Genomic DNA, 26,783 nt, shown 5'->3' on the forward strand with positions numbered 1-26,783 from the left:
AAATCCAATTCAATGCCCCGGTTATGAAACCCGGGTCTGGGAGCGGCAAGAGCCGCTAACCGTCCGTGCCGGACGGAGGACATTTGTGATCGATAACTGGCATTTGCGTCCGGCACGGACGCTTAGCGCCTTGCGCTCCCAGACCCGGGTTTCATAACCGGGGCATTGAACCGATCCGAGCTTCATAACCGTGCTCACGACCTAAAATAGCCATCATCTCAATCCCGCAAACCAGGAAATTCTATGGACCTTTACTCCCAATACCGCACACGTCAAACGACGGCGCTGCTGCTCGTCACCATTCTCTCTCCGCTCACGCTCGCCGCTGGCGCGCAGGCGTCCGCGCGCTTTCCGCGCGCGTTTGCGCCGCAGGAGGGAAAAACGACGCCGTCGGAGCGGCCTGAGCGCGATGAGTTGTGTCTGAATGGCCGCTGGCGGTTTCAGCCGGTCGCATTGCCGGCGGGATACCATCAGGGGAATGATCCCGCGCCGACACTGACGCCGCCGGCGAGCGATGGATGGGAGAAGACGCCGATCCGGATTCCTTCGCCGTGGAACGCGAATAGCTACGCCGATCAAGATGGGCTGGGGGGCGATTTTCGCTGCTTCCCAAGTTATCCCGCCTCCTGGAACTCCGTGCAGATGGGCTGGCTTCAGCGCAAGTTCACCGTGCCTACCGCCTGGAAGGGGCGAAGGCTAATCCTGCATTTCGACGCCGTGGCGGGCGATGCGCAGGTGATTGTCAATGGCAAGCAAGTCGGGGAGCACTTCGATATTTTCCTGCCCTTTGATGTGGACGTGACTGACACTGTCAAGCCCGGCGCGCAGAACGAACTGCTGGTCGGTGTGCGCAAGGCAAGCCTGTTCGACGTTCAAGGAAAATTTGGCCGTCGGCCTTATCAGGGCGGCTCGATGTGGGGACAGCATATCGCCGGCATCTGGCAGGATGTGACGCTGGAAGCCGTTCCTACAGTCCATGTCAGCAATGTGTTCGTCAAGCCGCTCGTGGACCAGGATCAGCTCGTGACGGATGTCACGGTCCAGAACGATACGGATCACGCGGCGAATATTACGCTGGACCGCACCGTGTCTCCGTGGATTTCCGAGGCCGGCAAGGATGTGCTGTCCGCGCCGGAGCCGAAATCACGGCTGGGCGCCGCGCTGCCGTTGACGTCCGCGCCCGTTCGTGTCTCCATTCCCGCGCATGGCTCCCAGGTTGTGACGCTGACCGGCAAGGTGGGCAATCGGCTCAAATACTGGTCTCCAACGAGCCCCAATCTTTACGGCGTCGTCTGCCATGTGAAGGACGCCAGCGGCGTGGTTCGCGATTCCAAATACACGCGCTTCGGTTGGCGGCAAATCACCTTTGACAACGGACGCACGCTTTTGAATGGCAAACTGCTCGTGATGAAGGGCGACTCCTGGCACTTCATGGGTATCCCGCAGATGACGCGGCGCTACGCCTGGGCCTGGTTCAAGACGCTCCATGACGCCCATCTGAACGCGGTGCGCCTGCACGCACAGCCGTATCCCGCCTTTTATCTCGATGTCGCCGACGAACAGGGCATTCTCGTGCTCGACGAAAGCGCGATGTGGGCGAGTGATGGCGGCCCGAAGCTCGATGATCCCGCATACTGGCGCAACACGGAAGACCATCTTCAGGGACTGATTTTGCGCGACCGCAACCATCCCGGAGTCTTCGGCTGGAGCGTCTCGAATGAGATTCTTCCCGTGATCAAATATGTCTTCCATGGCCCGCAGGAGATGCAGGACAACCTCACGCACTACGACGGCATTTGGGCCGGTATCTGCCGCAAGTACGACCCAACGCGCCTATGGATCTCGGCGGACGGCGAAGACGACGGCGGCGGCACACTGCCAACTTACGTGATCCATTATGGCGACGCTTCCACCATGCAGCGGGCGAAGGGATCGGGCAAGCCGTGGGGCAATGGCGAGTCCAGCCCGGCATATTATGGGACCCCGGAGCAGATCGCGCAGTACTCCGGCGACCAGCGCGCGTATCTCTCCGCCGAAGACCGTATGGAGGGAGTCGCCAAGGTTTCCTATGACAATCTGATCGATCAGCGCAAGTACGACGCCAGCTATCGCAGCGTGTTTAATCTCGTCTGGTACGCGCTCAAGCCGCTGAACCTGGGACTGCCCGACACAACGCGTCCGCCGGCGCTGACGGATGGCGTCTTCTTTGGCCCCTACGTCGAAGGCAAGCCGGGCGTGCAGCCGGAGCGCTTGGGGCCGTACAGTTCGACGCTCAATCCCGGTTACGATCCCAGCCTGCCGCTCTATGAAAAGTGGCCGATGTTCGACGCCATTCAGGCGGCGCAGGCGGAGCCCGTCGCCGCCGAATATAAGCCCGACCGGCCGTTCACGGTGGACGCCGGCGTCGCCAAAGATCCCGCTTCCGGGACGATCACGAGCGTCCCGGTGCTGGCTGGGTCGAACGGTGCGCTCGCAAAAGCGCTTGCCGACGCCGGCGTGCCCGTGGCGTCGTCCGGCGCCGCGAGCGGCGATTTGCTCGTCATCGACGGAGCCCAGCCGCCGTCGTCCGACGCCAAGAGCGCCATCGATAAGGCGCTCGCCGACGGTGGATCGGTCGTTGTCTGGGGCGCCAATCCCTCTACGCTCGATCAGCTCAACGCCCTCTTGCCGGAGAAGCTAGAGCTGACGGATCGCACAGCCTCGTCGCTCGTGACAAATTCGCCCTCGCCGATCACCGCTGGATTGACGCCGGCGTTGCTCTACTTCTCAGAACTCAACCCCTCCACGGTCCTGCATACGGGCCTCGGCGGGCCGCTGGTGACGAAGGGAGCAGTGCTGCTGTCGGCGTCCAACACCAATTGGAATCACTGGAATCAGCAAGCCGAAACGTCCAAAACGATCATGCTGCTGCGCTCCGAGCGCGAGACGAAGCCGTCCGGCGCCGCACTGGTCGATATCCCGAGCGGCTCGGGTCATCTCATCCTGTGCAGCCTGCCCGCCGCCGCCGAAACCTCCAAAGCGGCGGCGCTCAACCGAACAATTTGGGCAAACCTTGGCGTGAAGCTGGGCGACGGCGCCGCGCAGCGCAATGTCCTGAATGCAAATGGCGAACTCACCCGCGCCTTGGCCTGGGGATGGAAAGAAGCCGGATCCACGGACGACGCGCTCAAGGATTCGCCCGTTGACTCCAACGCAGGGAAATCGATTGTCTTTGGATCCCGGATGAACGACCGCAATTGGAAGTCCGTCGGCGCCAGCGGCGGCGCGTTGGACCTCGGCGCGCTGGAGGGCGCCAATTCCCATAAGAGCGCCATCGGTTATCTGAGCTTCTGGCTCTACAGCCCCAAAGATCTGGCGAATTTGCTGCTCGATCCGCACCTGCCAAACGTCACTCTGACGGTGGGCTCGGTCGCGGGCGCGCAGATCTGGCTGAACGGCAAATCCCTACCAACGAAGCCGCAGGGCGATGGGGCAATCGTAAACCCATTGCTGCTGCCCCAGGGCTGGAGCCACCTCCTCGTCAAGATCGTGCGCTCCGAAACCGGCCTGGGCGCGCAGCCCTCGCTGTCGCTGCAAAGCAGCCAGGCTGACTATCTGCCGCAGATCCACGGCGCACAGGAAAAGCCGTAGCCATTGCGCTCTCACGCGCATCGATTGCCAATCTTATTCAAAACGCCTCCGGCCTCACTGGCTCGGAGGCGTTTATTTTATCGGAAACATACGCTTGCGGCGTGTGTCAAATGGGTAAACCCCAAGTCCCGAATCCAGGAGAGTCTCTCGATATGACGCTCATTTGTACGAAGCGACGGCGCATCTTCTTCGCGGCCGCCGCCTCCCTCACGCTCTCCCTGTCTGCGGCGCACGCCAAGAACGATGGCAAGCAGGATTCGCCGGCGTTTACCCAGGCAATGGTGTACACGACGGCCCGCGATACGGGCGAGCGCCTGCACGCCGGCGGCCCGCTGAAATTTGAAGATCTGCCGCAGTCCGATGAATGGACGCCGTGTATTCTGCTGGACCCCACGCGCCGCTTCCAAACCATCGTCGGCTTCGGCGGCGCGCTCACGGACTCTTCGGCGGAGACATTCTACAAGCTGCCCGCCGACAAGCAGGCGGAGATCCTGTCGGCTTATTTCTCGGTGGACAAGGGAATTGGCTACTCGCTGGGCCGCACCAACATCAATAGTTGTGACTTCTCCAGCGACACGTATTCTTGCGACGATGTCGCGGGCGACGTCAAGCTCGCGCACTTCTCGATCGATCACGATCTGAAGTATAAAATCCCGTTCATCAAGGTGGCGATGGCTGCGACAAACGGCCAGCTCAAGATGTTCGCCTCCCCATGGAGCCCGCCCGCCTGGATGAAAACCAACAACGACATGTCGCATGGCGGCGCGTTGCGCCCGGAAGACCGCCAGCCCTGGGCGGATTTCTACGTGCGCTTTGTGGACGCCTACCGCAAAGCCGACGTCCCGATGTGGGGACTGACGGTTCAGAACGAGGAGATGGCCGTGCAGTCCTGGGAATCCTGCATCTATACGGCCAAGGAGGAGCATGAGTTCGTCCGGGATTATTTAGGGCCGACGCTCAAAAAGAATAAGATGAGCGATGTGAAGCTGATGGTCTGGGATCACAACCGGGGACTGATGTACCAGCGCGTGCAGGACATGCTCTCCGATCCGAAGACGGCGCCGTATATCTGGGGCACGGCCTATCATTGGTACACCGGCGATCACTTTGAAAACCCCGGAGTCGTACACGACGCCTTTCCCGACAAAGCCGTCCTCTTTACCGAAGGAACGCTGAACTATTACAACACCGGGCAATACACGGATTGGTCCATCGGCGAGCACTACGCGCAGAACGAGCTTTCCGATCTGAACCAGTGGAGCGCGGGGTGGACGGATTGGAATATCCTGCTCGACGAGCGCGGCGGCCCGAACCACGTGAATAACTTCTGCTGCGCCCCCATCATGGCCGACACCAAAACGGGCGAACTGCACTACCTCAGTTCGTACTACTATCTCGGCCACTTCTCAAAATTTATCCGGCCCGGCGCCCAGCGCATCGCATGCAGCTCCACCGAAGACGGTCTCGTCGCAACGGCGTTTGTCAATCCCGATAACAGTGTCGCCACCGTGGTTCTGAACCTCACCGACAAACCGCGCGACTACAAAGTCTGGATCGCCGGGAAAGCCGTCTCGACCCACAGCCCCGCGCACTCGATTGAGACGGTTGTGTTGAAGTAACCCGATTGCCGTCTGACGTCCTTGTCACTCCGAATGAAAAAGCGCGTCGCCCGGCGCCGTATGCGCCAGTTCTCGCCGGAACGAGGCGTCGATCGTGATCCCCGCCGCTTCGGCGGCGATGACCACGGCGCCTTCGACGGGCTGTCGGGTGGAAGTCCCAGGCTGCGCTCGCGGCGCCTGCTCTAAGACGCGGCCGAGGATGCTGTGAGCGAGCAGTGGGGCGGGGTGGCGCAGGACGCCGCCGGCCAGGATGAGCGGGAATGGCTGATCCGCGATTCCCACTCGGCGGGCCGCCGCGAGTGCGTAATCGCCGAGGGCTTCGCCGTAGGACCGCAGAAGATTGACGGCGACGGGGTCGCCGGTGTCCGCCACTTCCTGAATGGTGCGGGAAAGCGCGCCGCTTGGCTGGGGGCGGTCGCCATGTCGGCGTGTCAGGGTGTGCAGCAGCGCTTCGACGCTGGCTGCGCCGTAGAGGGCGAGGATGCGCGGCGTCAAATCCGTAGGCGACAGGATGCCGAGCTCCGATTTGTTGATCGTGATGAGCGCCGTTTCTTGGAGCGCCATCCCGCCCTGAGTCTGGCCGTCCTGCCAGAAGCTGGTGTGCCAGAAACGACCGTCCTGAGACTGCGCGCCCGTCGCGCCGCCGGTGCCGCAGACGACCGAGACGCCCCAATCCGCGCCGGCGCGCAGCGCGCCGATGGCGTCGTTCACGACGACAATCTGCCTGCCGAAACCCAGATCACGCATCGCCGAGTGCAGATACTCATAGTCCTCGGGCCAATCGGCGCCGGCGAGGCTGAATCCGCCGGCGTCCAGCGCATTGCGCTCCAAGCCCGCCGTCGCCAGAGCTTCCCGCACGGCGTCGGCGATTTTGGCGAGGGCCTGCGTCTCTCCGGTGTAGATATCCCCGCATCCCGACCGGCCGGCGCCCAGAATGCGCCCCGAGCCGTCCGCCACCAGAGCGATGGTTTTGGTGTTGCCGCCGTCCACGCCAAGAAGATAGGTCATCGGGCGTCCCCGGAAGCCGACGGCAGCGCGTCGCGATCCGCCAGTACGGTCACATTTGCGGCATTTTGCAGATACGATGCGGGGACATGACCGGTGATTGGTCCGTGGATCGTTTCCGAAAGGATCTCCCGTTTGTGCGCTCCCGATACCAGAAGCAAGGTCGCTCGTGCGGCGAGCAGATCGGACATGCCGGCCGTGATGGCGCGTGTCGGCACGCGGTCCGCGCGCCCCCAGTAACGGGCGTTGCTGACGATGCTTTCGGGTGTCAGAGCGACAATGCGCGTCGGCGCGTCCGCGGCGCAGGGCGGCTCATTGAATCCGAGATGTCCGTTGGGGCCCAGGCCAAGAACGCTCAAGTCGACGCCGCCCGCCTGCGCAAGCGCGCGGTCAAACTCGCGGCAGGTGTCTTCCGGATCGGCGGTGTCTCCCGGAAGCCGGATCACATTTGATGGGGGGATCCCTTGCGGCGCCAGGAACTCGCGGTCGAGCCAGCCGTAGAGCGAGCGCTCGTCGTCGGGCGCCAATTCGAGATAAGCGTCTAGCTGTACGATGGTCGTTTGCGATGCGTCGAATTCACCGCGCGCATGGTGCTTGGCGAGTTCACGGTACAGTCCGACGGGGGTGTTTCCCGTGGCGAGCAGCAGTGTCGCCTTCGGGTTCACCGCGACCACCGCCTGCACGAGATCGGCCGCCGTGCGGCTCAGCGATTCATAATCGGGTCGAATGATAATCTTCATGGGGCAGCGCCTTCTTACTTCAGCAATCGTGCGGGCAGATACTCTTGGAGCGCTCCGGCCATTTCGTCGTAGATCGTCTCGGCCTTGCTGAGCGATAGCACCAATGGGTTGCTCGCCAGGGCGCGAATGGCGTCCGTGCGCGTTCCGGCCCAGGCGGCGTCGGCGGCCAGCGATTGGTATTCCCCGAGCGCTTTGAGCAGGCCCAGCGTTTGCGGCGGCATGTGGTTCTGCACGAGCGGGGTGATTCCATGGCGATCCACATATCCGGGGACTTCGACCACGAAGTCGTCCGGGAAGTCGGGCATCGCGCCCCGATTGGGCGTGTTGACCGGCCAGACTTCCCCCCGGTCGTTGTAATAGGCGTCCATGACATCGAGCGCCAATTCCAGCTCGTGTACGCCGCCGCGCGACCGGCGGGGATCGAGTTGCGGCGCATCGCTTTCGGCCTGTTCGCGATAGTGCGTCCAGTAGTCGGGCAGGCCGCTCATGATGTCCTGAGCGCGCGTTGTGCTGCGCTCGCGCAGTTCGTTCAGTACTTCGTCGTTGTAGTAATAGTACTGGAAGTAGGACGCCGGGATGCTGTTCATCGTCACGGCAAGCTTCAGCATGCGCAGCGTGTACGGATCCGGGTTAGGCTCGGCTTGCCGGCGCGCCAGCGCCTCCGCGAGGATCGGAATGATGTCCTGCCCTTCATACTCGTGATGGATGGACCAGCAGGCGTGGTTCAGCCCGATCATCGTGACATCCATCTTCGCGATGTCCAGTCCCGCCGCTTGGCCAAACCAGTGATAGAATGTGATTGGCCCTTCGCAGAGCGAAACGACCGGGATCGGGGAGTTGCGCGAAACGGCCTGCGCGACGATGTTGACGGGGTTGGTGTAGTTGAACAGCCGCGCGTTCGGGCAGATCTCCTCCATGTCCGCGAGCGTTTGTTTGAGGACGTGGATCGAGCGCAGCGCCATGAAAAAGCCGCCCGGACCTTGCGTTTCCTGCCCCAGAACGCCATGCTTTAAGGGGATCGATTCGTCGAGGTAACGCGCCTCGAAGCCGCCGGGACGGAAGCTGGACAGAACGGCGTCGCAGTCCCGCAGAGCGGCGCGCCGGTCTGTGCTGGTAGTGATCGTGATGTCCAGCCCTTTGTTTCGCGCGATCTTCGCCGCGATCTTCTGGACAACCGCCAGACGGTCCGGCTCCAGGTCTACGAGCACGACTTCCGAGCCGTTGAAGTTGGCGCCCTGCTCCAGCAGGGAGGCCATCGTGCCGGCCCCTCGGCTGCTTCCTCCGCCCAGATAAACGATCTTAATGCGCGCCATTTGTCGTTCCGCCTTTACACTGCAATGGATTTTATCCCATAATAGCGTGTCTTTGTCGCCTTGTCTTGCCGGAAAATCGCATGATGTTATCATTTTCTCCTGAAACGCTGATTTCGCTGGATCTTCCCGACGGCGTTCTCGGATTCGCCAAACACTATCGTAATCAGGGCGCGCGCAGTTTTGTCCATCACCATCAAGAGCTGGAGCTGAACTTTGTGCTGCGCGGCTCCGGCGCCTATCTCGCTGGCGCGCATCGTTACGACTTGACGCCTGGCGCGCTTGTCTGGCTATTCCCGGAGCAAGACCATGTGCTGACGGCGAAGTCGCCGGACCTGGAGATGTGGATCGCGGTCTTTCGGCCGGAGCTGCTCGATTTTTGCTGCCGCACGGAACATTCGCGCGTGCTTTGCGCCGCGCATCCAGACGGCCACTTCCGCCGTTTCCTTTCGCCGCTGCTGGCGGCGCCAATCACGCGGATTTGCGAGGATATTCTGGCCGCCGGGAGCAGCGTGGATCGCCGCAATGCCGGGCTGGGATATCTGCTGACGACGGCGTGGGACGCCTATCAAGCGGCGGGCGCGGGCGCGGACCAAGGGCGCGTGCATCCGGCGGTGCAGCGCGCCGTTCAGCGGCTGCGCGGCGACGACGAAGGCGTCTCCATTCCCGAAATCGCGCGCGAGGCGGGTCTCAGCGTTTCTCGCCTGAGCGACGTGTTCAAGCGCGAGACCGGCGCCACTCTCACGGAGTTTCGCAATCAGCAGCGCCTGGAGCGGTTCGCCAGACTCTACGGGGCGGGGGAGCGGCGCACAATGCTGGACGCCGCCTTGGAAGCCGGGTTCGGCAGCTATCTCCAGTTCTATCGAGTCTTCCAAAAAGAGATGGGCTGCGCGCCTTCCGAGCATCGCCGCCGCAGGGAATGCCCGTCGAAAAAGTCGATGAGAACCGAGTAATCGGGTATCCTGTGAGCGAGAACACGTTCAGGGTAATTTAGGAAAACGTATGGCTGTCACGATCCATGATATCGCGCGGGAGCTCGATCTGTCGGCGATGACCGTTTCGCGCGTGCTCAACCGTCCCGAGTCGAGCTCGATCGCGCCCGCCACCAAAGAGCGGGTGCTGAAGGCCGCCGCGTCGATGGGATATCGGCCAAACCGGCATGCGAAGGCGCTGGTGACGAAACGGCTCAATACCGTCGCGCTCTGGATCGATCATCTGCATTCCTCCGTGTACTCGCAGATCGCGCACGCCTGCCGCGAGGAGATCCAGCGCGCCGGGCTGCAACTGGAGATCTGCGAGATGGACTGGCACTTCGGAAAGCCCGAAAGCCAGCGCCGCTTCGAATGGATGGTGGATGGAGTCATCGCCGTCGATCCGCCGGAAGCAAGCGCGCTCGCCGCGCTGATGGCGAACGCCCCGCTAGACCATATCCCGCGCGTGAATCTGGGCTCGGCCGTTTCCGTGGCCTGGGAAGGCGACTATGTGCGGGTTGATCTCCAGCTTGGCGCGCGCGTCGCCATCGAGCATTTGCTGGGGCAGGGCTGCCGCCGCATCGCCTACGTGGTGCCGGCGGGGTTGGATCGATCGGGTGTCGGAAACTACGACGCCTACACGGACACGATGCGCGCGGCGGGCAAGGTCCCGGAATATATCGTCCTCGAAGATCTCAGCCTTCCCGCCGTTCGCGATGCGGCGCGGCGGTACGTGCAGGGTCACGGGCAGCCCGACGGCGTCTTCTGTCACTATGACGAGCTGACGATCGCGGTCTTCCGGGCGCTGCGCGATCTCAATCTGCGCGTTCCACAGGATGTCCTGATTGTCGGCTGCGAAGGAAACGAGTTCATGGAGTACTTCGATCCGCCCCTCAGCACGGTCGCGATGCCGGCGCGCGAACTGGTGCGGATTGCCTGGGAGCTCCTCCAGAACCGCATGGAGCATCCCGAGGCGGAGCCAAAAGGCGTCCTCGTGCCGCATCAATTCCATCTGCGCCAATCAGCAATCGCCCCTCGATAAATTTCCTGTTGACAAATTGGAGCTTTCGCGATAAAATGCATTTGTTATCGATAACATTTGTTGTCTTACCCGGACAAAAGGAGAAAATCTTGAACAGGAAACACGGCTTTACGCTCATTGAGCTGCTCGTTGTGATCGCAATCATTGCAATATTGGCAGCCATTCTCTTCCCCGTCTTCGCCAAAGCGCGCGAGAAGGCCCGGCAGATCTCCTGCGCCTCGAACGAGAAGCAGCTAGGCTTGGGATTAATGCAATATGCGCAAGACAACGACGAGGACCTGCCTTACCGCAAGTTCAACGGCGTCCCCGCCATGAGCACGACCAACTGGAAGACGTATATCGAGCCGTATGTGAAGTCCAAAGGCGTGTATGTTTGCCCCTCGAACCCGTCCAAAGGCGCCGACAGCGACAACTCGCCGATCCCGCGCGGCTACGCCGTGAACGCATGGGACACGCAATTCTATGTCACGCCCGACCGGCCGTTCGTGGACTGCGATCCGACATTTTACTGCGTCTCGCCGATCTCGCTGGCGGCGCTGACACAGCCGTCGCAAACCGTCGGGGTGGTGGAGTTCGCCAGTTCCTTCCCGGACTACCACGTCACCTCGACGTTCTTCAACTTTTTCGACAGCCCAGGGTCGAACCTCTTCGCCGGACACACGGGACGCGGCAACTTCCTGTTTCTGGACGGTCATGTGAAGGCGATGAAGCCGCTGAGCACCCTGGATAAGGAAGACGGCGGCTCGGCGGATACGAACATGTGGAGCAACGACGGCGCCAGCTTCACCAGCCACGGCGCAACGTCGCCGGACACCAAGGGCTTCACGGATCTCAACTACTCGCAGACACTGGCTAGCTACCAGTAAAAGATCGGATCGAATGCGCGGGGGCGGCGCCGGCAGGCGTCCGCCCCTTGTTTTGTTTGCTAACGGGCGCCGGGCTTATCATTTCAAAGGAGAACCGTTCACATGCCACTGGGAATACAGGGACGATCGAACATCGCCGGCGCGGCCGCCGGCATTTTGCTGGGACTGTGCGGCGCTTCCGCCGCCACGGCGGCTGCGCCGACAACGGCTTCCGGCTGGACGCAGTTGTTTCAAAATCAGAGCAGCGCGGTCTGGGACGGCTCGGATCAAGACTTCAGCTATCTGGCGAGCAACGGCGTGACCTATTGGTCCTTCGGCGACACCGTTCTCGGGACGAATAACGCCGGCGGAGGACTGAACGGCGGCTGGACCATGGTCGCCAACACCCTCTTGATGGAGAAGAATGGCGCGCTCAGCGCCGCGACGTCCACCTATCCTTCGGTCCCCAATAACGCGGACGGCAAAAGCTACTGGGCGGACGGAGTCTTCGAGGCGAACGGTTATTTGTATTGTTTGTCACAGAAGCGAGACAATGCCGGCGCATGCTACGGCATGGAGCTGGCCAAGTTCCAATTTCAACCCAATGGGACGCTGACATTTCTCGGTATGATTAACACGCCCTCTACGGGCGTCGCCGCGACGAACGGCGATTATGGCCCCGCAACGTGCCAGTTCAGCTCCGACACAGTAGTCGCCGACGGATATGTTTACGTCTTCGGAGTGGGCAATGTCAACAATATTTACTCCCCCAGAGAATGTTACGTCGCGCGTATTCCCGCCAGCAGCATTGAGAACTCGGCGGCGTGGACCTTCTGGAATGGTTCCTCCTGGGTTACGGGAAGCATGTCGCAGTGCGCGCCGATTTTGCCCGACGGTATCACGAGCGCCAAACGGATCGGCGGGAAATGGGTGCTGATCCATAAACCGTTCGGCCCCTACGGATCGGATGTCTACGCGGAGGTGGGTCCGTCGCCGATCGGTCCGTGGACACAGTACGATCTTTTCCAGTCCCCGGCGGTCAGCGGCCAGCCGACGGGCGGAAATTACGACACCTACTACCCACAACTCCATCCGGAAAAGCCGCTCGCCTCCGGCAAGCTTCTGGTCTCGATCGCCCGCGCCGGCGCGACCTGGAATGACGAGATCGCCAACGCGGGCCTCTACAAGCCGCAGTTCTATGAGATCTCCCTTCCCGGTGTGCTTACGACGGGGACGGTGCATCAGGTCGCGCCCAAGAACGCGCCCGGATCGCGCCTGGAAGAGTATGGGACGAGCCAGACCAGCGGGACCAGCACGGATATTTGGTCGTCGAACAACAACGCCAATCAAAAGTGGGCCTTCAACTGGGTCGGCCCGGACCTCTGGGAGCTGACCCCGCAATCCGCGCCGGCGCTGCGCCTGAACGTCACCGGATCGGGAAACGCCAACGGAGTCAAAACGCAGGTCTCCACCGCGAACGGCGCCAGCAGCCAGCGGTGGAACATTGTCGACCAGGGCTCCGGCTACACCGCCTTGTTCCCGCTCTGCGCGCCCGGCAAGGCGCTGGACCTCGACAGCGGCACCAGCGCAAACGGTACCAGCGTCCAGATCTGGGGATATCTGCCGGGCTGGAGCGAGCAGCTCTGGCAAATATTCTAAACGCGCTCGATTGACAGATGCCTGGCGAATGACCGTCCTGAGAGCGCCCGGGTTAAAAGTACGGTCATCCGCCGGTGCGTGGTCAGATTTTATACAATCGGCTTGACACCAAGTTCAGAGTATGTTAAGATATGTTATCGATAACATTTTTCGTTTTCCGAGGAGTTTCCCGCATTGAGCTGGCGTTATACCGTTGAGAAAATTGCATGTCGGATTGAGGAAATATCGGCCACGCGTGTCCGAAGGCGCGTTCCTCTGACGTCGCTTCGGCGGCTTGGGGATGACGCCATGGTGGGCGCGGGCGATCGATATCAGGCGTGCGAAGAGCTCATCGTGCTCGAAGGCGCCGTCTCGATTCCGGGGGAATGGTCCGGAGAGCGCGTCTGCCTGGGGCTGGAGTTTGGCGGCGCGGAAACGCTGGTCGTCATTGACGGCAAACCGGCGCAGGCGATCGATTCGCAGCACCACGATCTGCTGCTGGCGGATCCGGCGGAGGGCGGCCGTGTGTACAATCTTCGGCTGGAGGCGTACACGGGAAGCATAGACGCGCAGACGCGGGGGAGCTGGACGGGGGCGGGGGACGCCTCGATCACCGGCGGCGCGGTCCAGGTCACTTTGAAGACCGCCGAACTTCAGTGCGTGGACCGGTCGGCGGAGGCGCTTTTTTATGATTTGAGTGTCGCGTTTCAAGCCGCGAAGACGATGGACGCCAATAGCCGCCAGTATGTCACGATTGTCGGCGCGCTGGAGAGGGCGATCGATCTGGTCGATTTTTCCCAGGGGGTGAAGAGTGATCGCTATTACGCCTCGCTGCCGGTGGCTCGCGAATGCATTCAGGAGAACCTCTATACGAAGTTTCACGCCGACAAGGACTTCGCGCCCACGCTGTGGGCGACCGGCCACGCGCACATCGATACGGCGTGGCTCTGGCGCATCGCGCATTCGCGCAAAAAGATCGAGCGGACGTTCACCACGGCGCTGGCGCTGATGGACGAGTACCCGCAGTATCGGTTTTCCGCCTCGCAGCCGCAGCAGTATGCGTATCTCAAAGAAGATAACCCGGATGTCTATGGCCGCGTGAAGCAAGCCATCGAGCGCGGACAGTGGGAGCCGGTCGGGGCGATGTGGGTCGAAAGCGACTGCAATGTCGTTTCCGGCGAATCGCTGGTCCGGCAGTTTCTCTACGGCTCGAGGTTCTTCGAAAAAGAGTTCGGCCGCAAAACCGATGTCGTCTGGCTGCCCGACGTGTTCGGTTACTGCGCCGCGTTCCCGCAGATCGTCAAGAAGTCCGGCATGAAGTACTTCATGACCATCAAGATCTACTGGAATCAGGTCAACAAACCGCCGTATCAGACCTTTGAGTGGGAAGGGATCGATGGGACGACGCTGCTGACGCACTTCTCGCCGCTGGGCGGCTACAACTCCACCATGGTTCCGGAAGAGTGGAATAAAACATGGAATGAGTATCAGCAGAAGCATCTCAGCGATTCGGCGCTTTATATCTACGGCTGGGGCGACGGCGGCGGCGGCCCGACGCGCGCGATGCTGGAGACGGCGGAGCGCGCCGCCGATTTCCCCGGCGCTCCTAAGATCAAGCTCTCCACGAACCAGGAGTTCTTTGAGGATCTGGACCGGCAAACGCAGGGCAATCGGATGCTGCCGCGCTGGGTCGGCGAGCTGTATCTGGAGTACCATCGTGGGACTTATACGTCGCAGGGGCGCATCAAGCGATCCAACCGGCAGGCTGAGTTCCTGCTGCAAGCGGCGGAGCAAACGGCGTCTCTCGCGCTCTGGGAAGCCGGGGCGGCGTATCCGCAGGAGGAACTGGAGCGAGTGTGGAAGCTGACGCTGCTCAACCAGTTCCACGACATCATTCCCGGATCGTCGATCCGTGCGGTTTACGAAGACAGCGCGCGGGATTATGAGGAGATCCTTGGCGTCGGCGAAGGCGTTGTGCGTCGATCGCTGTCCGCGATCGGCGATCTGCTGTCCGCGCGTCCCGGAGACGTCGTTCTTTACAATCCTCTGTCCTGGGAACGCAGCGATGTGGCCGAGTTTCCGGCGTCTCTCCCCCTGCTGGGGCAGAGCGTGACCGATTTGGACGGCAAGCCGAAAACGCTCGTCCCATTGCGCGGCCTGCCGTCCCTCGGGTATACAGCCTCGCCGGCGCCGGCTGACATCGCCGAAGGGCGTGAAGACGAGGCGCTGTCCGCATCCGCGCATCATCTGGAAAACCAATTCTTCCGGCTGGAGCTCGACGACAACGGCGAGATCGTCTCGCTCTACGACAAGCGCGCAGCGCGTGAGGTGATCGATGGGACATCGTACTGCAAGGGAAATTCGCTGCTGACCTTTGAGGACAAGCCGCTTGCGTTCGACGCCTGGGACATCGATATCTTCTACATGGACAAGATGACGCCGATCCGGGAAGCGCGGTCCGTGGAGGCGACGGAGCAAGGGCCGCTGCGCGCCTCGGTGGAAGTAACCCGAACCTTCGGCGCGGGGAGCACGGTGCGCCAGCGCATCTCCCTGTGGCGGGACTTGGCGCGCATCGATTTCGATACCGAGATCGACTGGCGCGAGCGGCAGACACTGCTCAAGGCCGCCTTTCCCGTCAACGTCCATAGCCCGCGCGCCACCTACGATATCCAGTTCGGGAATGTCGAGCGGCCGACGCATTGGAACACCAGCTGGGACTGGGCGCGGTTTGAAGTCTGCGGCCACAAATGGGCGGACCTCAGCGAGGGCGACTACGGGGTTTCACTGCTGTCGGACTGCAAGTATGGCTGGGATATCAAGGGAAACGTCATGCGCCTGACCTTACTCAAGGGCGGCGTCAGCCCGGACCCCGACGCCGATCTGGGGCGGCATCGATTCGCGTATGCGCTTTACCCGCATCGGGGCGACTGGCGACAGGCGCAAACTGTGCGCCGGGCCTATGAGTTCAACGTTCCCGTCCAGTCACTCCAAATTCCCGAGGGGGCAAGCCAGCCCTCGAATGCGGCGGCGTCATCGCATCTGTCTTTTGTCTCGGTCGATTGCCCGAATGTGATCGTGGAGACCGTCAAGAAGGCCGAGGACGAGGACGCATTGATCGTCCGGCTCTACGAAGCGCACGGTCAGCGCGGGCGTGTCCATCTGACATTCGGCGCGCCCGTGCGCTCCGTCACCGAGGTGAATCTGATGGAGCGCGAGACCGACGAGACCGGCGGCGACGCTCCACTGGATGGAGCGCGCATCGCCCTGGAATACACGCCCTACGAAATCAAAACGCTCAAAGTGCGCCGCTAGCGCCGTCGCCCCATCCCGAAATTGTAAATGAGAACCAATCGATGATGAAGAGATTTTTTCCGGCCTGCGCCGTTCTGTTCACCGCCGCCGTGGCGCCCGCGCTCGCCGCGCCGGCGTCCCCGTCGGCAAGCCGCTACTTCGCGATCCAGGTGGTGGACGCCGCGACCGGCCGCGGCGTGCCTTTGGTGGAGCTTCGCGCCACAAGCGAAGTGCGCTACTATACCGACAGCAATGGGATCGCCGCCATCGATGATCCGGAGATGATGGAACAGTCCGTTTATTTTTCGGTGAAGAGCGCTGGATATTCCTATCCGAAGGACGGCATGGGCTACGCGGGCGTCGCGCTCAAAGTGACGGCGGGCGGCAAGGCGGTGATCAAGATCGCGCGGGATAACATCGCCGAGCGCCTTTATCGCCTCACGGGGGCGGGGATCTACCGGGACAGTCTTCTGGTCGGCGCTCCGGTCCCGACAAAGCGGCCGCTCCTGAACGGCCAGGTGACGGGGCAGGACACCGTGGAAGTCACGCCCTACAAAGGCAAAATCTACTGGTTCTTTGGCGACACCAACAAACCGTCTTATCCGCTGGGCCAGTTCGATACGTCCGGCGCGACATCGCTGGCGCCGGGCGCCGGCGGGCTCGATCCGAGCCGGGGCGTCGATCTGACCTACTGGGTGGACCCCTCGGGCTTCAGCCGGCCGATGGCGCCGCCGCCGCACAACGGCGGGCCGGTCTGGGTGGCGGGGCTCTTCACGCTGACCGAGCATGGGGCACAGCATCTCTACACACACTTCGCCGAAGTCGATCACAGTATGAAGATGGTCCACTCGGGACTGGCGAAGTTCAATGACGAGAAAGCGGTCTTTGAGCCGATCCACACGTTCGATATCAGTAACGCGCTCCGTCCCGAAGGCCATCCGTTCCTGGCGTCCGACGCAGCGAACAACTATATCTACTTCCAGCCGCCCCGGCGCGGCGCGTTTCCGCTGACCCGGACGATTGCCGACGAGGCGCACGTCACCGACCCTGCGACCTATGAAGCCTTCACGTGTCTCGCGCCCGGCGCGCGCGTTTCGGGGCGGGACACGCCGATGGACCGGGACGCCTTCGGGCGCCTGATCTGGGGGTGGAAGCGCAATACGCAGCCAGTGGGGCTCGACGATGTTGATGAGCTGGTGAAGCAGGGACTGATGAAGCGCGAAGAGGCGCTGGTTCAGCTCCGCGATATCAGCACGGACGCCACGGTCATTTCGCACGGCGGGTCGGTGTTCTGGAACGCGTATCGCAAGCGCTGGATCCTCATCACGACGCAGATGGACGGCAGCCCATCGAGCCTGGGCGAGCTGTGGTTCGCCGAAGCCGACACGCCGGTCGGCCCCTGGACGTACGCCCGCAAGATCGCGACGCACGATCATTACACGTTTTACAACCCAACCCAGCATCCGTTTTTCGATCAAGACGGCGGGCGGCTCGTCTACTTTGAAGGCACCTATACCGACACGTTTTCGGATGTCAAGGACTTCACGCCGCGCTACAACTACAACCAATTGATGTACCGCCTGAGCCTGGACGACACGCGGCTGTCGCTGCCGGTCCCGGTCTATCAGTTCCGCCAAGACGGCGTCGACGGCTACGGCGCTCGCGAGCAGATCGACGCGGGCAAGCTCTGGTCGTCCGTCGAGCGCATCCCATTCTACGCCGCGCCGCCCAGCCGAAAGCCCAGCGGCTTGATCCCGCTTTATGTGACCGCTCAGGGGCTTCAGACGCAAAGCCCGGGCGACGGCGCGAAACCGCTCGTCTATGTACTGCCCGCCGCGCCGGCGGAGTCGGAAAAGAGCTCGCCGGGCGTGGCGCCGCTTTATGAATTTCGAGACGATGCGACGGCGCGGCGCTGGTACTCCACCGACGCGCAGGCGCCCGGCGCTCGCCGGTCGTCCGAACCGATCTGCCGGGTCTGGCGCAATCCGTCCTCCATACTGGCGCTGGATTACGCCGTCAAACCCGTGCTCGAAAAACCGTAAACGATCCATTTTTCACGAAGGACAATACTCCATCATGGCCGACCTCGCGTCCCGCTTCGAATCCAATCCATTGATCTGCCCGCAAGATGTCCCGCCCAGCCGGGACGGCGTCGGCGTGCTGTGCGTCCTGAACCCCGGAGCCTTTCGTTATCAAGGCAAGACAGGACTGCTGCTGCGCGTCGCCGAACGCCCGCACCAAACGGAGGAGTACATCACCACGCCGGTCATCGATAGCGACGACCCCAGCGGCATGTCTATTCTGTCGTTTCGCAAGGACGATCCCAAGCTCAGCTACGGCGATCCGCGCGGCTTCACATACGAGGGTCAGAACTATCTGACGACGCTCTCGCATCTGCGCCTCGCCTGGAGCGATGATGGCGAAAACTTCACCGTCGATCCCAAGCCGACCTTGATCGGCCAGGGCGAACTGGAAACCTTCGGCGTCGAAGACGCCCGCGTGACGGAGATCGACGGCGTCTTCCACATCACATACACGCAGGTCTCCGAGCGTGGGTTCGGCGTCGGGTTGATCACGACAGCGGATTGGCGCACCTACGAGCGCCAGGGCATGATCCTTCCGCCATACAACAAAGACTGCGCCTTCTTCCCGGAGAAGATCGGCGGCGAATATGTCGCGCTCCATCGGCCCTCGGGCGGCGTCCACAATATCTGGATCGGCGGCTCTCCCGACGGCCGCCACTGGGGCGGCCACGCCTGCCTGGCCGCCGCGCGGCCCGGCGCCTGGGACGAGCAGCGCATCGGCTGCGGCGCCGCTCCGATCCGAACCGACGCCGGATGGCTGGAGATCTATCACGGCGCCAACCACGACCAGCGATACTGCCTCGGCGCGCTTCTGCTCGATCTCGACGACCCCAGAAAGGTCCTCGCCCGCTCGGCGGAGCCCATCATGGAGCCCATTGCTCCCTACGAACAGCGCGGCTTCCTCGGCAACGTCGTGTTCACCAACGGCCACGTCGTGGACGGCGACACGATCACCGCATACTACGGCGCCAGCGACGAGATCGTCTGCGGCGCGCGCCTGTCGATCCGGGAGATCCTGGCGACGCTGGGGTAGGCCCTAGAGTTTCACATAACCAGAGGCAAAGCCGGCCGGCGGTTAAACGCCCAAAGGGCGCCCGGCCTCCAAGAGCGCAGAAGTCCGCCTGCGCGGACGACATAATCGAATGCGGATTCACAATTTATGAACGTTATTTTAGGCGGAATCGCCCCCGAAAATGTAACCCACGCAGATGGGTTTCTGCGCTCTTGGAGGCCGGGCGCCCTTTGGGCGTTTAACCGCCGGCCGGCATTGTTTGCAGTGAGGCGGATCTATTTCGTTTGTGCAATTTTTGCTTTGTTCGCGAGTAGCACTATTCACGCCCAAACCGTTCCTCCGAGAATTTCCCTCACCCAGAACTGGCGTCTTCAAGACGCCGCGAAAGCGCTGTCCAGCGGCGCCGCTCTCTCCTCCGTCGCCTACAAGCCGAGCGCCTGGTACGCCGCCACCGTGCCCGGGACGGTGCTGACCACCCTTGTCAACAACGGCGTTTATCCGGAGCCGCTGTATGGAGAGAACAATCAGCGCATCCCGGACAGCCTGTCGACGGCGTCTTACTGGTATCGCACGACGTTTACCGCGCCGGCGTCCTATGCCGGGCGGCGGGTCTGGCTCAGCTTTGAGGGGATCAACCATAAAGCCGAGGTCTGGGTCAACGGACAGAACGTCGGGCGGATTGAGGGAGCGTTCACGCGCGGCGTGTTCGATGTGACGCCGTTTGTGACGATTGGGAAGCGCAGCGCGGTCGCAGTCAAGATCGCGCCGCCGCCGCATGCGAGCGGCGGGATCAGCCATCCTTCCAATCCTGTGCCGCAGACGCTGGCGAACGGCTACGGGCCGAACGGCGGCAATATGGAGGGCGATTCGCCGACGTTTTTCTGCGCGGAAGGCTGGGACTGGATCCCGACGATCCATGACCGCGATATCGGCCTTTGGCGAAACGTATCTCTGTCCGCCACCGGCCCCGTCGTCGTTAAGGACCCATACGTCACGAACTCCCGCGTCACGGCGGGCGGCGCTTCGGCGGATCTGACGTTGCGTGTGGATCTGCAAAACGTGACCGACCGCGCGCAGACGGGCGTACTGAAGGGGAATGTCGCCGGACGGGCGTTTTCCCAGAATGTTACGATTGCCGCCAACTCTTCCCGCACCGTGACGCTCGCGGCGGCGACCACGCCCGCGCTGCATCTCGCGCATCCCAAACTCTGGTGGCCGAATGGTTATGGCTCACAAAACCTTTATACGATTCCGCTGACATTTACGATTGGCAAAACGGAGAGCGACGCGCGGCCAGTGACATTCGGCGTTCGGACGATCGATTATGGCGGCGTCGGCGATGGGAAAGGGACGCTCAAGCTCAGCGTGAACGGCGTTCCGATCATGATGCGCGGCGGCGACTGGGGCATGGACGAAGCGCTCAAGCGCAGCCCGGCCGCGCGTCTCGAGGCGCAGATCCGGCTGAACAAAGAGGCCGGCTTCACCATGATCCGGAACTGGTGCGGACAGACGACTCAAGAAGACTTCTATGCGCTGTGCGACAAATACGGCATACTGGTGTGGAACGACTTCTGGCTCGACGACACGGTGAACTATCCCATCGACGCCGCGATGTTTCTCGCCAACGAGCGCGATACGCTCCTGCGCTTCCGTAACCATCCCAGCATTGCGCTCTGGTGTCAGCGCAACGAGTTTCCGGTCGGGACGCCCTTTGAAAAGCAGATGATCGAACTGGCGGCGGAGCTGGATCCGGGACGGTGGTTTCAGCCGTGCTCCTCCAGCCAGTACGGTGTCGGCGACGGCGATTACGGCATCGAAACGGTCGCGCATTACTTCGGGCCGTTCAAGGACAGTTTTCACACCGAGATTGGAGCGCCGTCCATTCCGACCCTGGAGGCGCTGCATGCGATGATGCCGAGGCAGGATTGGGCCACGTTCAATGATGACTGGACGCAGCACGATCTCTGCCAGTACAACTATGCGCCGGCGCTCACCGCGCGCTATGGACCGATCGCCGATACCGCCGATTTCGTCCGCAAGGCCCATCTGGCCGATTATGAGACCTACCGGGCGATGATCGAAGGGCGCAATTCTCGGATGTTCGATCCCTGCACGGGCGTCATGCTCTGGATGAGCAATCCCGCGCAGCCAAGCCTTGTCTGGCAGATCTACGGTTACGATCTGGAGCCGACTGCCGCTTATTTCGGTGTCCGACGCGCCTGCGAAATGACTCATGTCCAGATGACGCCGGACGGCGCGCTGCAGGTAATCAATAACCGGCCGGAGTCCCTGGCGGGACTAAAGGTCCAGGCCGATGTCTATGCGATGGACGGCGCGCGTATCTTTGAACGATCGACGTCGGCGTCTGTCCCTGGGGCTTCCGTCGCCAGCGTCTTCCCGATCGTGTGGCTGGCGTCAAGCGGCGCCGTGAGCTTTGTCAAGCTGACGCTGAAGGATGCACGGGGCAAGCTGATGTCGAGCAGCTTCTACTGGCGCGCGAACCGCGACGATGGCGATTGCAGCGCCTTGCAGTCTCTGCCAAGCGCGTCTCTCGCCACCCATGCGGTCCGCACTGACAGGGCAGGGATGACGACGCTGGCCGTCACTCTGACGAATCGCGCGAAGTCGGTCGCGCTGATGGCGCATCTCCAACTGCGCCGCCGGACGACGGGCGCGCGGGTGCTGCCAGCGTATTACAGCGACAACTACGTCTCATTGCTGCCGGGCGAAAGCCAGGCGCTGACGGTTCAGACGGCGACGGCCGATCTGGCCGGAGATACGCCGCTGGTGACGGTGGACGGATGGAATGTGACGGCTGCGCCCTGGAGCGGCGCCGGAGTTTCGGTCGGGCCAAATCCCGACGCGGGGTTGGCAAGGCCAGCCGAGGTTCGGAATATCGACTGCGGCGTCGGCTGGCTTCCCGGCTATGCGTCCGACTGCTGTGTCGCCGGGGGCGCTTACGCCTGCACGGACGACGCGATTGATGTCGCGGGCGTTCCCGGCGCCGCGCCGGCGATCCTTTATCGCACGGAACGCAATGGAGAGTGTATCTACACGGTCCCGGCGAAGATGGGGGAGACGTATGATCTCGCGCTGCACTTCGCCGAAACGTACTTTCAGGCGAAGGGACAGCGGGTGTTCCATGTGGATGTGAACGGGGAGCGAAAGCTGAAGGACTTCGATATCTTCGCCGCCGCCGGCGGCCGAAACCGGGCGAACGTCCAGCGGATTGCGGACGTTCACCCGGACGCCAATGGAAATATCGTGATCCGGTTTGTGAAAGGCGACGCGGATCAGCCTAAGATCTGCGGGATTCAGATCATTCCGAAGACAGAACGGCGCTGATCTTGGCGAGCACATCGTCGGAAAGCGTGACCCCGGCCGCGCCGATATTGTCGTCGATCTGCGAAGGGCGGGAAGCGCCGTTGATCACGCTGGCGACATTCTTCTGACGCAGGCACCAGGCGAGCGCGAGCTGCGACGGCTTCAGGCCGGCCTCCTCCGCGATTGGCAGCAGGCGCTGGATCTTCGCCAGCAGGGCGTCGTCCACACGAATGCGGTCGTGAACATAACTGTCCAGCTCGCCGTTCTTCAAGAACTGGTTCTGGTGCGGATCGGCGGCGCGGCTGCCTACGGGCGGCGGCTGGCCGGGTTTGTACTTTCCCGTCAGCAGCCCCTGCGCCAGCGGGGAAAAGACCACCTGACCGATTCCTTCGCGTTCACTGACGGGGATCACCTCACGTTCGATACCGCGCGCCAGCATGCTGTACTGCGGCTGGTTGGAGGCGATCGGATGCAGGCGGAGTTCGCGCGTAATCTCGGCGGCGTTCGCGATCTGATCCCCGGTCCACTCCGAGACGCCGTAATACAAAATCTTGCCCTGCCGCGTCAGATCGTCCAGCGCCATCAGAGTTTCTTCGACCGGCGTCTCGGAATCGAAGCGGTGGCACTGGTATAGATCGATGTAATCCACCCCAAGCCGCTCCAGCGACGCCGCGCACTGCTCGAAAATGTGCTTGCGCGAGAGGCCGCGATCGTTGGGGCCATCGCCCATCCCGAAATAGACTTTGGTCGCGAGCACATACGATGAGCGCGGATACTTGGCGAGCGCCTTGCCGACAACCCGCTCCGCCGCGCCGCCGGCGTAAGCATTCGCCGTGTCGAAGAAGTTGATCCCTAACTGATAGGCGTGGTCGATACACGCTTCCGCCGTCTCCGCTTCCGTGGCGTTGCCATAGGTGAGCCAGGAGCCGAGCGCGACCTCAGAGACCTTCAAACCCGATTTTCCCAAATTTCGATATTGCATAGTTTTCCTTCGTACGACGCCGTACAAGCGTTCCTAAATACAGATTGGTGATAAACGCTTAGAAATCCTGCCGCTCGCGAAAATTGGGTCGCAGAAGAAGCAATCCGCGATGCAATGGCTTTTTAGTGATTCTCGCGCTGCGCCAGAATCCGGTCGCAGAAGGCGGCGTGCAGGCATTGGTACAGCCAATCTAACACGCCCGGCGTCCGCTTCGCATGGGACGCGCTTCGGAAGCGGAACTGGTCGTGCTCCCGAAATGCGCGCGCATACGCGGCGACCACAAGGTCCGCTGCGTCGTCACGATTGCCCGTCAAACACAGAGCGTCTCGGCACAATGCGCGGACATGGAGAAATGTCTGCGCTTCGAACGCCGCGAAATCTTCCGCGCTCGCGCGCCGCGTTCGCCCCGCCGTCGCGAATTTTGCGCGGCGTTTTACGGCGCGCTTGGTCAAGAGTTTTGTTTTCATGGAGAGCCTCCGTATGACGATCGATGTCTATATTATCGACAGGCGGCATACGCCAAACGTTACGCACGGGATGAAAAAGCGTTCCGAGGTCCGCCAATTGCCGCAATCGGTCTGAAATTCCATGTTTCGTCCGGAATCTCCATTCCCATCGGAGCAAGGCGCGCTTTATAATGGAGTTCGTCAGGTCTCGTACACAACGTTGTGTTATATTTGGTTTAATTGCAATTCTGTGCGTTCACAAGAAAGGATCGCGGTCAATGGCAAAATTGTTGAGGGATTGTCTTCGGCTTTTCGTAGCAGTGGGGGCGGCGGCGCTGCTCGGGCTGCTTCCACATGTCGGCCACGCGCAGATGTTCAGCTGGTCGCTGTCCGCGGACCAATCGGCGTCGCAGTTCAACAACACCGATGCGCCGCCCGCCACGGGGTTGGATTCACAGGGGAACTTCTGGTATGTCTACAGCGACTGCAGCGGCCATCCGCACTGGCATACGTGCAAGGGAACGTCGATGGATAACCTGGTCGAGCAGTATTCGTTCGATACCAGCGCGTTCGCGCGGCCCAATGGCGACGATGAGTACTGGATCAGCAGCATGTGGATCGATCCGGACACGCAGACCTGGTGGGCGGTCGCGCATGTCGAGTTCGACTACGACAAATGGGGTTACAACACGGGTTGGAAGGACCATTTCCGCCGTATCGTGCTCACCAGCTCTACGAACCATGGGCAGACGTGGACGCTCGGCGGAGATATCATTACGCCCAATCCCGCCGCCGTGATCAGCGCGACGACCTATCCGAACGACACGTTTTACTTTGGCGACGGCGATCTGCATCTCTATATCGACAGCGCGCACGGCTACTTCTATCTGTATTACATGACGAAATGGCTGGTGAAATCGACCGCCGCGCAGTCCGGCAATGAGAATATCATGGTCGCCCGCGCGCCGATCTCCGGAAAGATGGCGGCGGGAACGTGGACGAAATGGAGCGGGGGATCCTGGAGCCAGCCGGGCCTGGGCGGCGCCGAAAGCGCCGTCACGGTGGGGGACACCTTCGCGGTCACCTGGAATCCCTATCTGGGCCAATATCTCGCGATCGATAACCTCGCGCCCGGCTGTTTTTATACCTGCCCCGACTTAAGCGCGCAGGTGTGGACGCAGGATTGGTGGGGAGGCGCGCAGATCTTCGCGCAAACCAGCGGAGCAAACGCCATCTCCTGGTACAACTGGACGGCCGACTGCGCCAGCACTCTGAGCAGCATGACGACCTCCAATTGCTTCCGTTTATATTCCGCGCAGAACGATTACAACAGCGTCGCCACGAAGTATATGTGGGTGACGCTCGCCAATACGACCTACGCGCCGCCGCTCAATAACTCTCACTACTATCGCATCGTCGATAACTCCTCCGGCCTGGCGCTCTCCGTCAGCGGCGGATCCTCGGCAAGCGGCGCGCAGGTGGTTCAGGCCGCGCCGGGAACGGGGTACGAGCAGCAGTGGTCGTTTTCCTATCAAGGGAACGGGTATTACTTGATCTTCAATCGAAAAAGCGGGCTCGCGCTCGATGTCGCCGCGCCGGTGCTGGCGCGCGGGTCGAATATCATTCAATCCACGCTGAACAGCTCCGCCTCGAACCAGCAGTGGGCTCTGGAGCCGACGGAAAACGGATTCACCAAGCTGTACAACCGAAAAACCCGCGTTATCGGCCTTGGCGCGGCCGCGCCCATGATCTATGATGAGTACTTCGGCGCGCACGACCAGGAATTCACCTTCGTCCAGATGTAATCACAAGAGATAACCACAAATCGCCGCATCCCTGCAAGCAGGGATGCTGCGAGATTCTGTCATTTCCGTTATGCCGACGGCGAACGCGTTTCCTGGCGAAACGCGCGCGGGGACATTCCCACGGCTTGCTTGAAGCGGTTGGAAAAGGCGAATTCATCGAAGAAACCGACCGACGCCGCGATCTCCTTCAAACTCATTTCCGTCTCCAGCAGCATCTTCCGGGCCGCCTCCAGACGCTGGTTGGATCGGTACTGAAACGGCGTCACGCCGACCTCCTTCGCGAACTTCTTCCGGAAGCGATCGTACGACAGCCCTACCTTTTCCGCGATCCAATGACAGTCCATGTCTTCGGCCAGCTCACTCTCCAGCAGGTGGCAGGCTTCCGTCAGCCAGAGCTGCGCGTTGGATTCCACACTCACCCGCTGCGATGTCACGATGTCCGAGAGGACGGCCTGAAGACGTCCGACCATCATGATCTGCCGCACAATGGGATCGGCTTCGGGAACGTCCACCACATCCGTGAAGCGCGCGATCCACGGCGTGGTCGCCCCCAGGCGGAACACGGGGCGCTCCGGCGTGAGCAGTCCCGCCTGACGCCAGAGGTCGAAGATCGCGCCGCGAAACGAAATGTAGATCTCGTCCCATCGGCTGCTGCGCGACGGTCCGTATCGGTGCGCGACGTCGGGAAAGAGGACGAATAGGTCTCCAGTCGAGACGGAAATCGGTTTGTGGTTGACGTCGGCGTACGTACCTTGTCCCCGCGTAATCAGGACAATGGCGTAGAATCCCAGCACACGGTGCGTCGTGACTCCGGTGCTGTGATGGACGAGCGCGGCGTCCAAGATCTGCCCCAGCGGACACTGCTCGCTGCCCCGGTAAAGTAAGGTGATATCACCCGGCATCCGCACTCCCTCGCGCTCGATCGCAGACTGACTTTTCAGGCATTGTACCCTTGCTTGATCGCTTCCTTCCATGATAAAGCTTATGCGCGCCGTCGGGAATGGACGAAGCTGGCAAAAACATGTAGATAGTGGACAGC

General features: G+C 61.8%; 17 protein-coding genes. 11 read left to right on the forward strand and 6 right to left on the reverse strand.

The genetic code is table 11. The features are described 5' to 3' along the window. Positions 1–243 precede the first annotated feature (243 nt). Together D5261_RS20715 and D5261_RS20720 are read left to right on the forward strand one after the other, a co-directional pair. Positions 244–3,630 (forward strand): glycoside hydrolase family 2 protein, encoded by a 3,387-nt coding sequence (locus D5261_RS20715; RefSeq protein ID WP_119324995.1) that lies wholly within the window; start codon positions 244–246, stop codon positions 3,628–3,630. A gap of 152 nt (positions 3,631–3,782) precedes the next feature. Further along, positions 3,783–5,249 carry a glycoside hydrolase family 30 protein gene (locus D5261_RS20720; RefSeq protein WP_119324994.1) on the forward strand — a complete coding sequence of 489 codons (1,467 nt, stop codon included), beginning with the start codon at positions 3,783–3,785 and terminating at the stop codon, positions 5,247–5,249. A gap of 24 nt (positions 5,250–5,273) precedes the next feature. Here D5261_RS20720 and D5261_RS20725 read toward each other — a convergent pair whose 3' ends face one another. From D5261_RS20725 to D5261_RS20735, 3 genes are read right to left on the reverse strand one after another with little or no spacing between them, the layout of a single operon-like run. Then, complete coding sequence (locus D5261_RS20725; RefSeq protein ID WP_119324993.1) at positions 5,274–6,257, reverse strand: N-acetylglucosamine kinase; 984 nt, start codon at positions 6,255–6,257, stop codon at positions 5,274–5,276. Beyond that, the gene (locus D5261_RS20730; protein WP_119324992.1) at positions 6,254–6,994 is read right to left on the reverse strand and encodes a glucosamine-6-phosphate deaminase; all 741 of its coding nucleotides are present in this window, start codon (positions 6,992–6,994) and stop codon (positions 6,254–6,256) included. The genes D5261_RS20725 and D5261_RS20730 overlap by 4 nt, the downstream gene beginning before the upstream one ends. Before the next feature lie 14 nt (positions 6,995–7,008). Continuing rightward, positions 7,009–8,307, reverse strand: a complete 1,299-nt coding sequence (locus D5261_RS20735) for a family 4 glycosyl hydrolase (protein WP_119324991.1) — start codon at positions 8,305–8,307, stop codon at positions 7,009–7,011. Positions 8,308–8,387: 80 nt separating this feature from the next. Between D5261_RS20735 and D5261_RS20740 the strand changes: the two genes are divergently transcribed. The 8 genes from D5261_RS20740 to D5261_RS20775 all read left to right on the forward strand — a co-directional run bounded on the left by D5261_RS20740 (position 8,388) and on the right by D5261_RS20775 (position 22,532). Next, a complete protein-coding gene (locus D5261_RS20740) occupies positions 8,388–9,257 on the forward strand; it encodes an AraC family transcriptional regulator (protein ID WP_119324990.1) in 870 nt (289 codons plus the stop codon). A gap of 49 nt (positions 9,258–9,306) precedes the next feature. Next, positions 9,307–10,317: a LacI family DNA-binding transcriptional regulator gene (locus D5261_RS20745; protein ID WP_119324989.1), complete on the forward strand. Its 1,011-nt coding sequence runs from the start codon at positions 9,307–9,309 to the stop codon at positions 10,315–10,317. An 89-nt stretch (positions 10,318–10,406) separates the two neighbouring features. Beyond that, positions 10,407–11,183, forward strand: a complete 777-nt coding sequence (locus D5261_RS20750; RefSeq protein ID WP_119324988.1) for a DUF1559 family PulG-like putative transporter — start codon at positions 10,407–10,409, stop codon at positions 11,181–11,183. Between the two features lie 102 nt (positions 11,184–11,285). Next, positions 11,286–12,821: a DUF5005 domain-containing protein gene (locus D5261_RS20755; RefSeq protein WP_119324987.1), complete on the forward strand. Its 1,536-nt coding sequence runs from the start codon at positions 11,286–11,288 to the stop codon at positions 12,819–12,821. 174 nt (positions 12,822–12,995) lie between these two features. Beyond that, a complete protein-coding gene (locus D5261_RS20760; RefSeq protein WP_125206390.1) occupies positions 12,996–16,112 on the forward strand; it encodes an alpha-mannosidase in 3,117 nt (1,038 codons plus the stop codon). Between the two features lie 41 nt (positions 16,113–16,153). Then, positions 16,154–18,133 carry a glycoside hydrolase family 183 protein gene (locus D5261_RS20765; RefSeq protein ID WP_119324985.1) on the forward strand — a complete coding sequence of 660 codons (1,980 nt, stop codon included), beginning with the start codon at positions 16,154–16,156 and terminating at the stop codon, positions 18,131–18,133. Between the two features lie 34 nt (positions 18,134–18,167). After that, complete coding sequence (locus tag D5261_RS20770; protein ID WP_119324984.1) at positions 18,168–19,208, forward strand: glycoside hydrolase family 130 protein; 1,041 nt, start codon at positions 18,168–18,170, stop codon at positions 19,206–19,208. A gap of 279 nt (positions 19,209–19,487) precedes the next feature. Continuing rightward, positions 19,488–22,532: a glycosyl hydrolase 2 galactose-binding domain-containing protein gene (locus D5261_RS20775; protein ID WP_165864659.1), complete on the forward strand. Its 3,045-nt coding sequence runs from the start codon at positions 19,488–19,490 to the stop codon at positions 22,530–22,532. Here the strand turns inward: D5261_RS20775 and D5261_RS20780 are convergent. Further along, positions 22,507–23,493: an aldo/keto reductase family protein gene (locus tag D5261_RS20780; RefSeq protein ID WP_119324982.1), complete on the reverse strand. Its 987-nt coding sequence runs from the start codon at positions 23,491–23,493 to the stop codon at positions 22,507–22,509. The two genes, D5261_RS20775 and D5261_RS20780, sit on opposite strands and share 26 nt — an antisense overlap. 122 nt (positions 23,494–23,615) lie before the next feature. After that, entirely contained in the window at positions 23,616–23,960 is a 345-nt protein-coding gene (locus tag D5261_RS20785) for a sigma-70 family RNA polymerase sigma factor (protein WP_119324981.1), read from the reverse strand. A gap of 257 nt (positions 23,961–24,217) precedes the next feature. On the opposite strand from D5261_RS20785, the gene D5261_RS20790 reads away from it, so the two are divergent. Beyond that, a complete protein-coding gene (locus D5261_RS20790; protein ID WP_165864658.1) occupies positions 24,218–25,744 on the forward strand; it encodes an RICIN domain-containing protein in 1,527 nt (508 codons plus the stop codon). A 68-nt stretch (positions 25,745–25,812) separates the two neighbouring features. On the opposite strand, the gene D5261_RS20795 is transcribed toward D5261_RS20790, so the two are convergent. Beyond that, positions 25,813–26,646 (reverse strand): helix-turn-helix transcriptional regulator, encoded by an 834-nt coding sequence (locus tag D5261_RS20795; protein WP_165864657.1) that lies wholly within the window; start codon positions 26,644–26,646, stop codon positions 25,813–25,815. Between the last annotated feature and the right edge of the window lie 137 nt (positions 26,647–26,783).

It is taken from the genome of Capsulimonas corticalis (assembly GCF_003574315.2).
In the GTDB taxonomy this organism is placed as follows: Bacteria; Armatimonadota; Armatimonadia; order Armatimonadales; family Capsulimonadaceae; genus Capsulimonas; species Capsulimonas corticalis.

Bases quoted from the DNA above. Each gene is read 5' to 3' on its own strand.
- D5261_RS20735 (WP_119324991.1), bottom strand. From the start codon at position 8,307: ATGGCGCGCATTAAGATCGTTTATCTGGGCGGAGGAAGCAGCCGAGGG.
- D5261_RS20790 (WP_165864658.1), top strand. From the start codon at position 24,218: ATGGCAAAATTGTTGAGGGATTGTCTTCGGCTTTTCGTAGCAGTGGGG.
- D5261_RS20745 (WP_119324989.1), top strand. From the start codon at position 9,307: ATGGCTGTCACGATCCATGATATCGCGCGGGAGCTCGATCTGTCGGCG.
- D5261_RS20780 (WP_119324982.1), bottom strand. From the start codon at position 23,493: ATGCAATATCGAAATTTGGGAAAATCGGGTTTGAAGGTCTCTGAGGTC.
- D5261_RS20765 (WP_119324985.1), top strand. From the start codon at position 16,154: ATGATGAAGAGATTTTTTCCGGCCTGCGCCGTTCTGTTCACCGCCGCC.
- D5261_RS20770 (WP_119324984.1), top strand. From the start codon at position 18,168: ATGGCCGACCTCGCGTCCCGCTTCGAATCCAATCCATTGATCTGCCCG.
- D5261_RS20755 (WP_119324987.1), top strand. From the start codon at position 11,286: ATGCCACTGGGAATACAGGGACGATCGAACATCGCCGGCGCGGCCGCC.
- D5261_RS20725 (WP_119324993.1), bottom strand. From the start codon at position 6,257: ATGACCTATCTTCTTGGCGTGGACGGCGGCAACACCAAAACCATCGCT.
- D5261_RS20715 (WP_119324995.1), top strand. From the start codon at position 244: ATGGACCTTTACTCCCAATACCGCACACGTCAAACGACGGCGCTGCTG.
- D5261_RS20720 (WP_119324994.1), top strand. From the start codon at position 3,783: ATGACGCTCATTTGTACGAAGCGACGGCGCATCTTCTTCGCGGCCGCC.
- D5261_RS20730 (WP_119324992.1), bottom strand. From the start codon at position 6,994: ATGAAGATTATCATTCGACCCGATTATGAATCGCTGAGCCGCACGGCG.
- D5261_RS20795 (WP_165864657.1), bottom strand. From the start codon at position 26,646: ATGCCGGGTGATATCACCTTACTTTACCGGGGCAGCGAGCAGTGTCCG.
- D5261_RS20785 (WP_119324981.1), bottom strand. From the start codon at position 23,960: ATGAAAACAAAACTCTTGACCAAGCGCGCCGTAAAACGCCGCGCAAAA.
- D5261_RS20740 (WP_119324990.1), top strand. From the start codon at position 8,388: ATGATGTTATCATTTTCTCCTGAAACGCTGATTTCGCTGGATCTTCCC.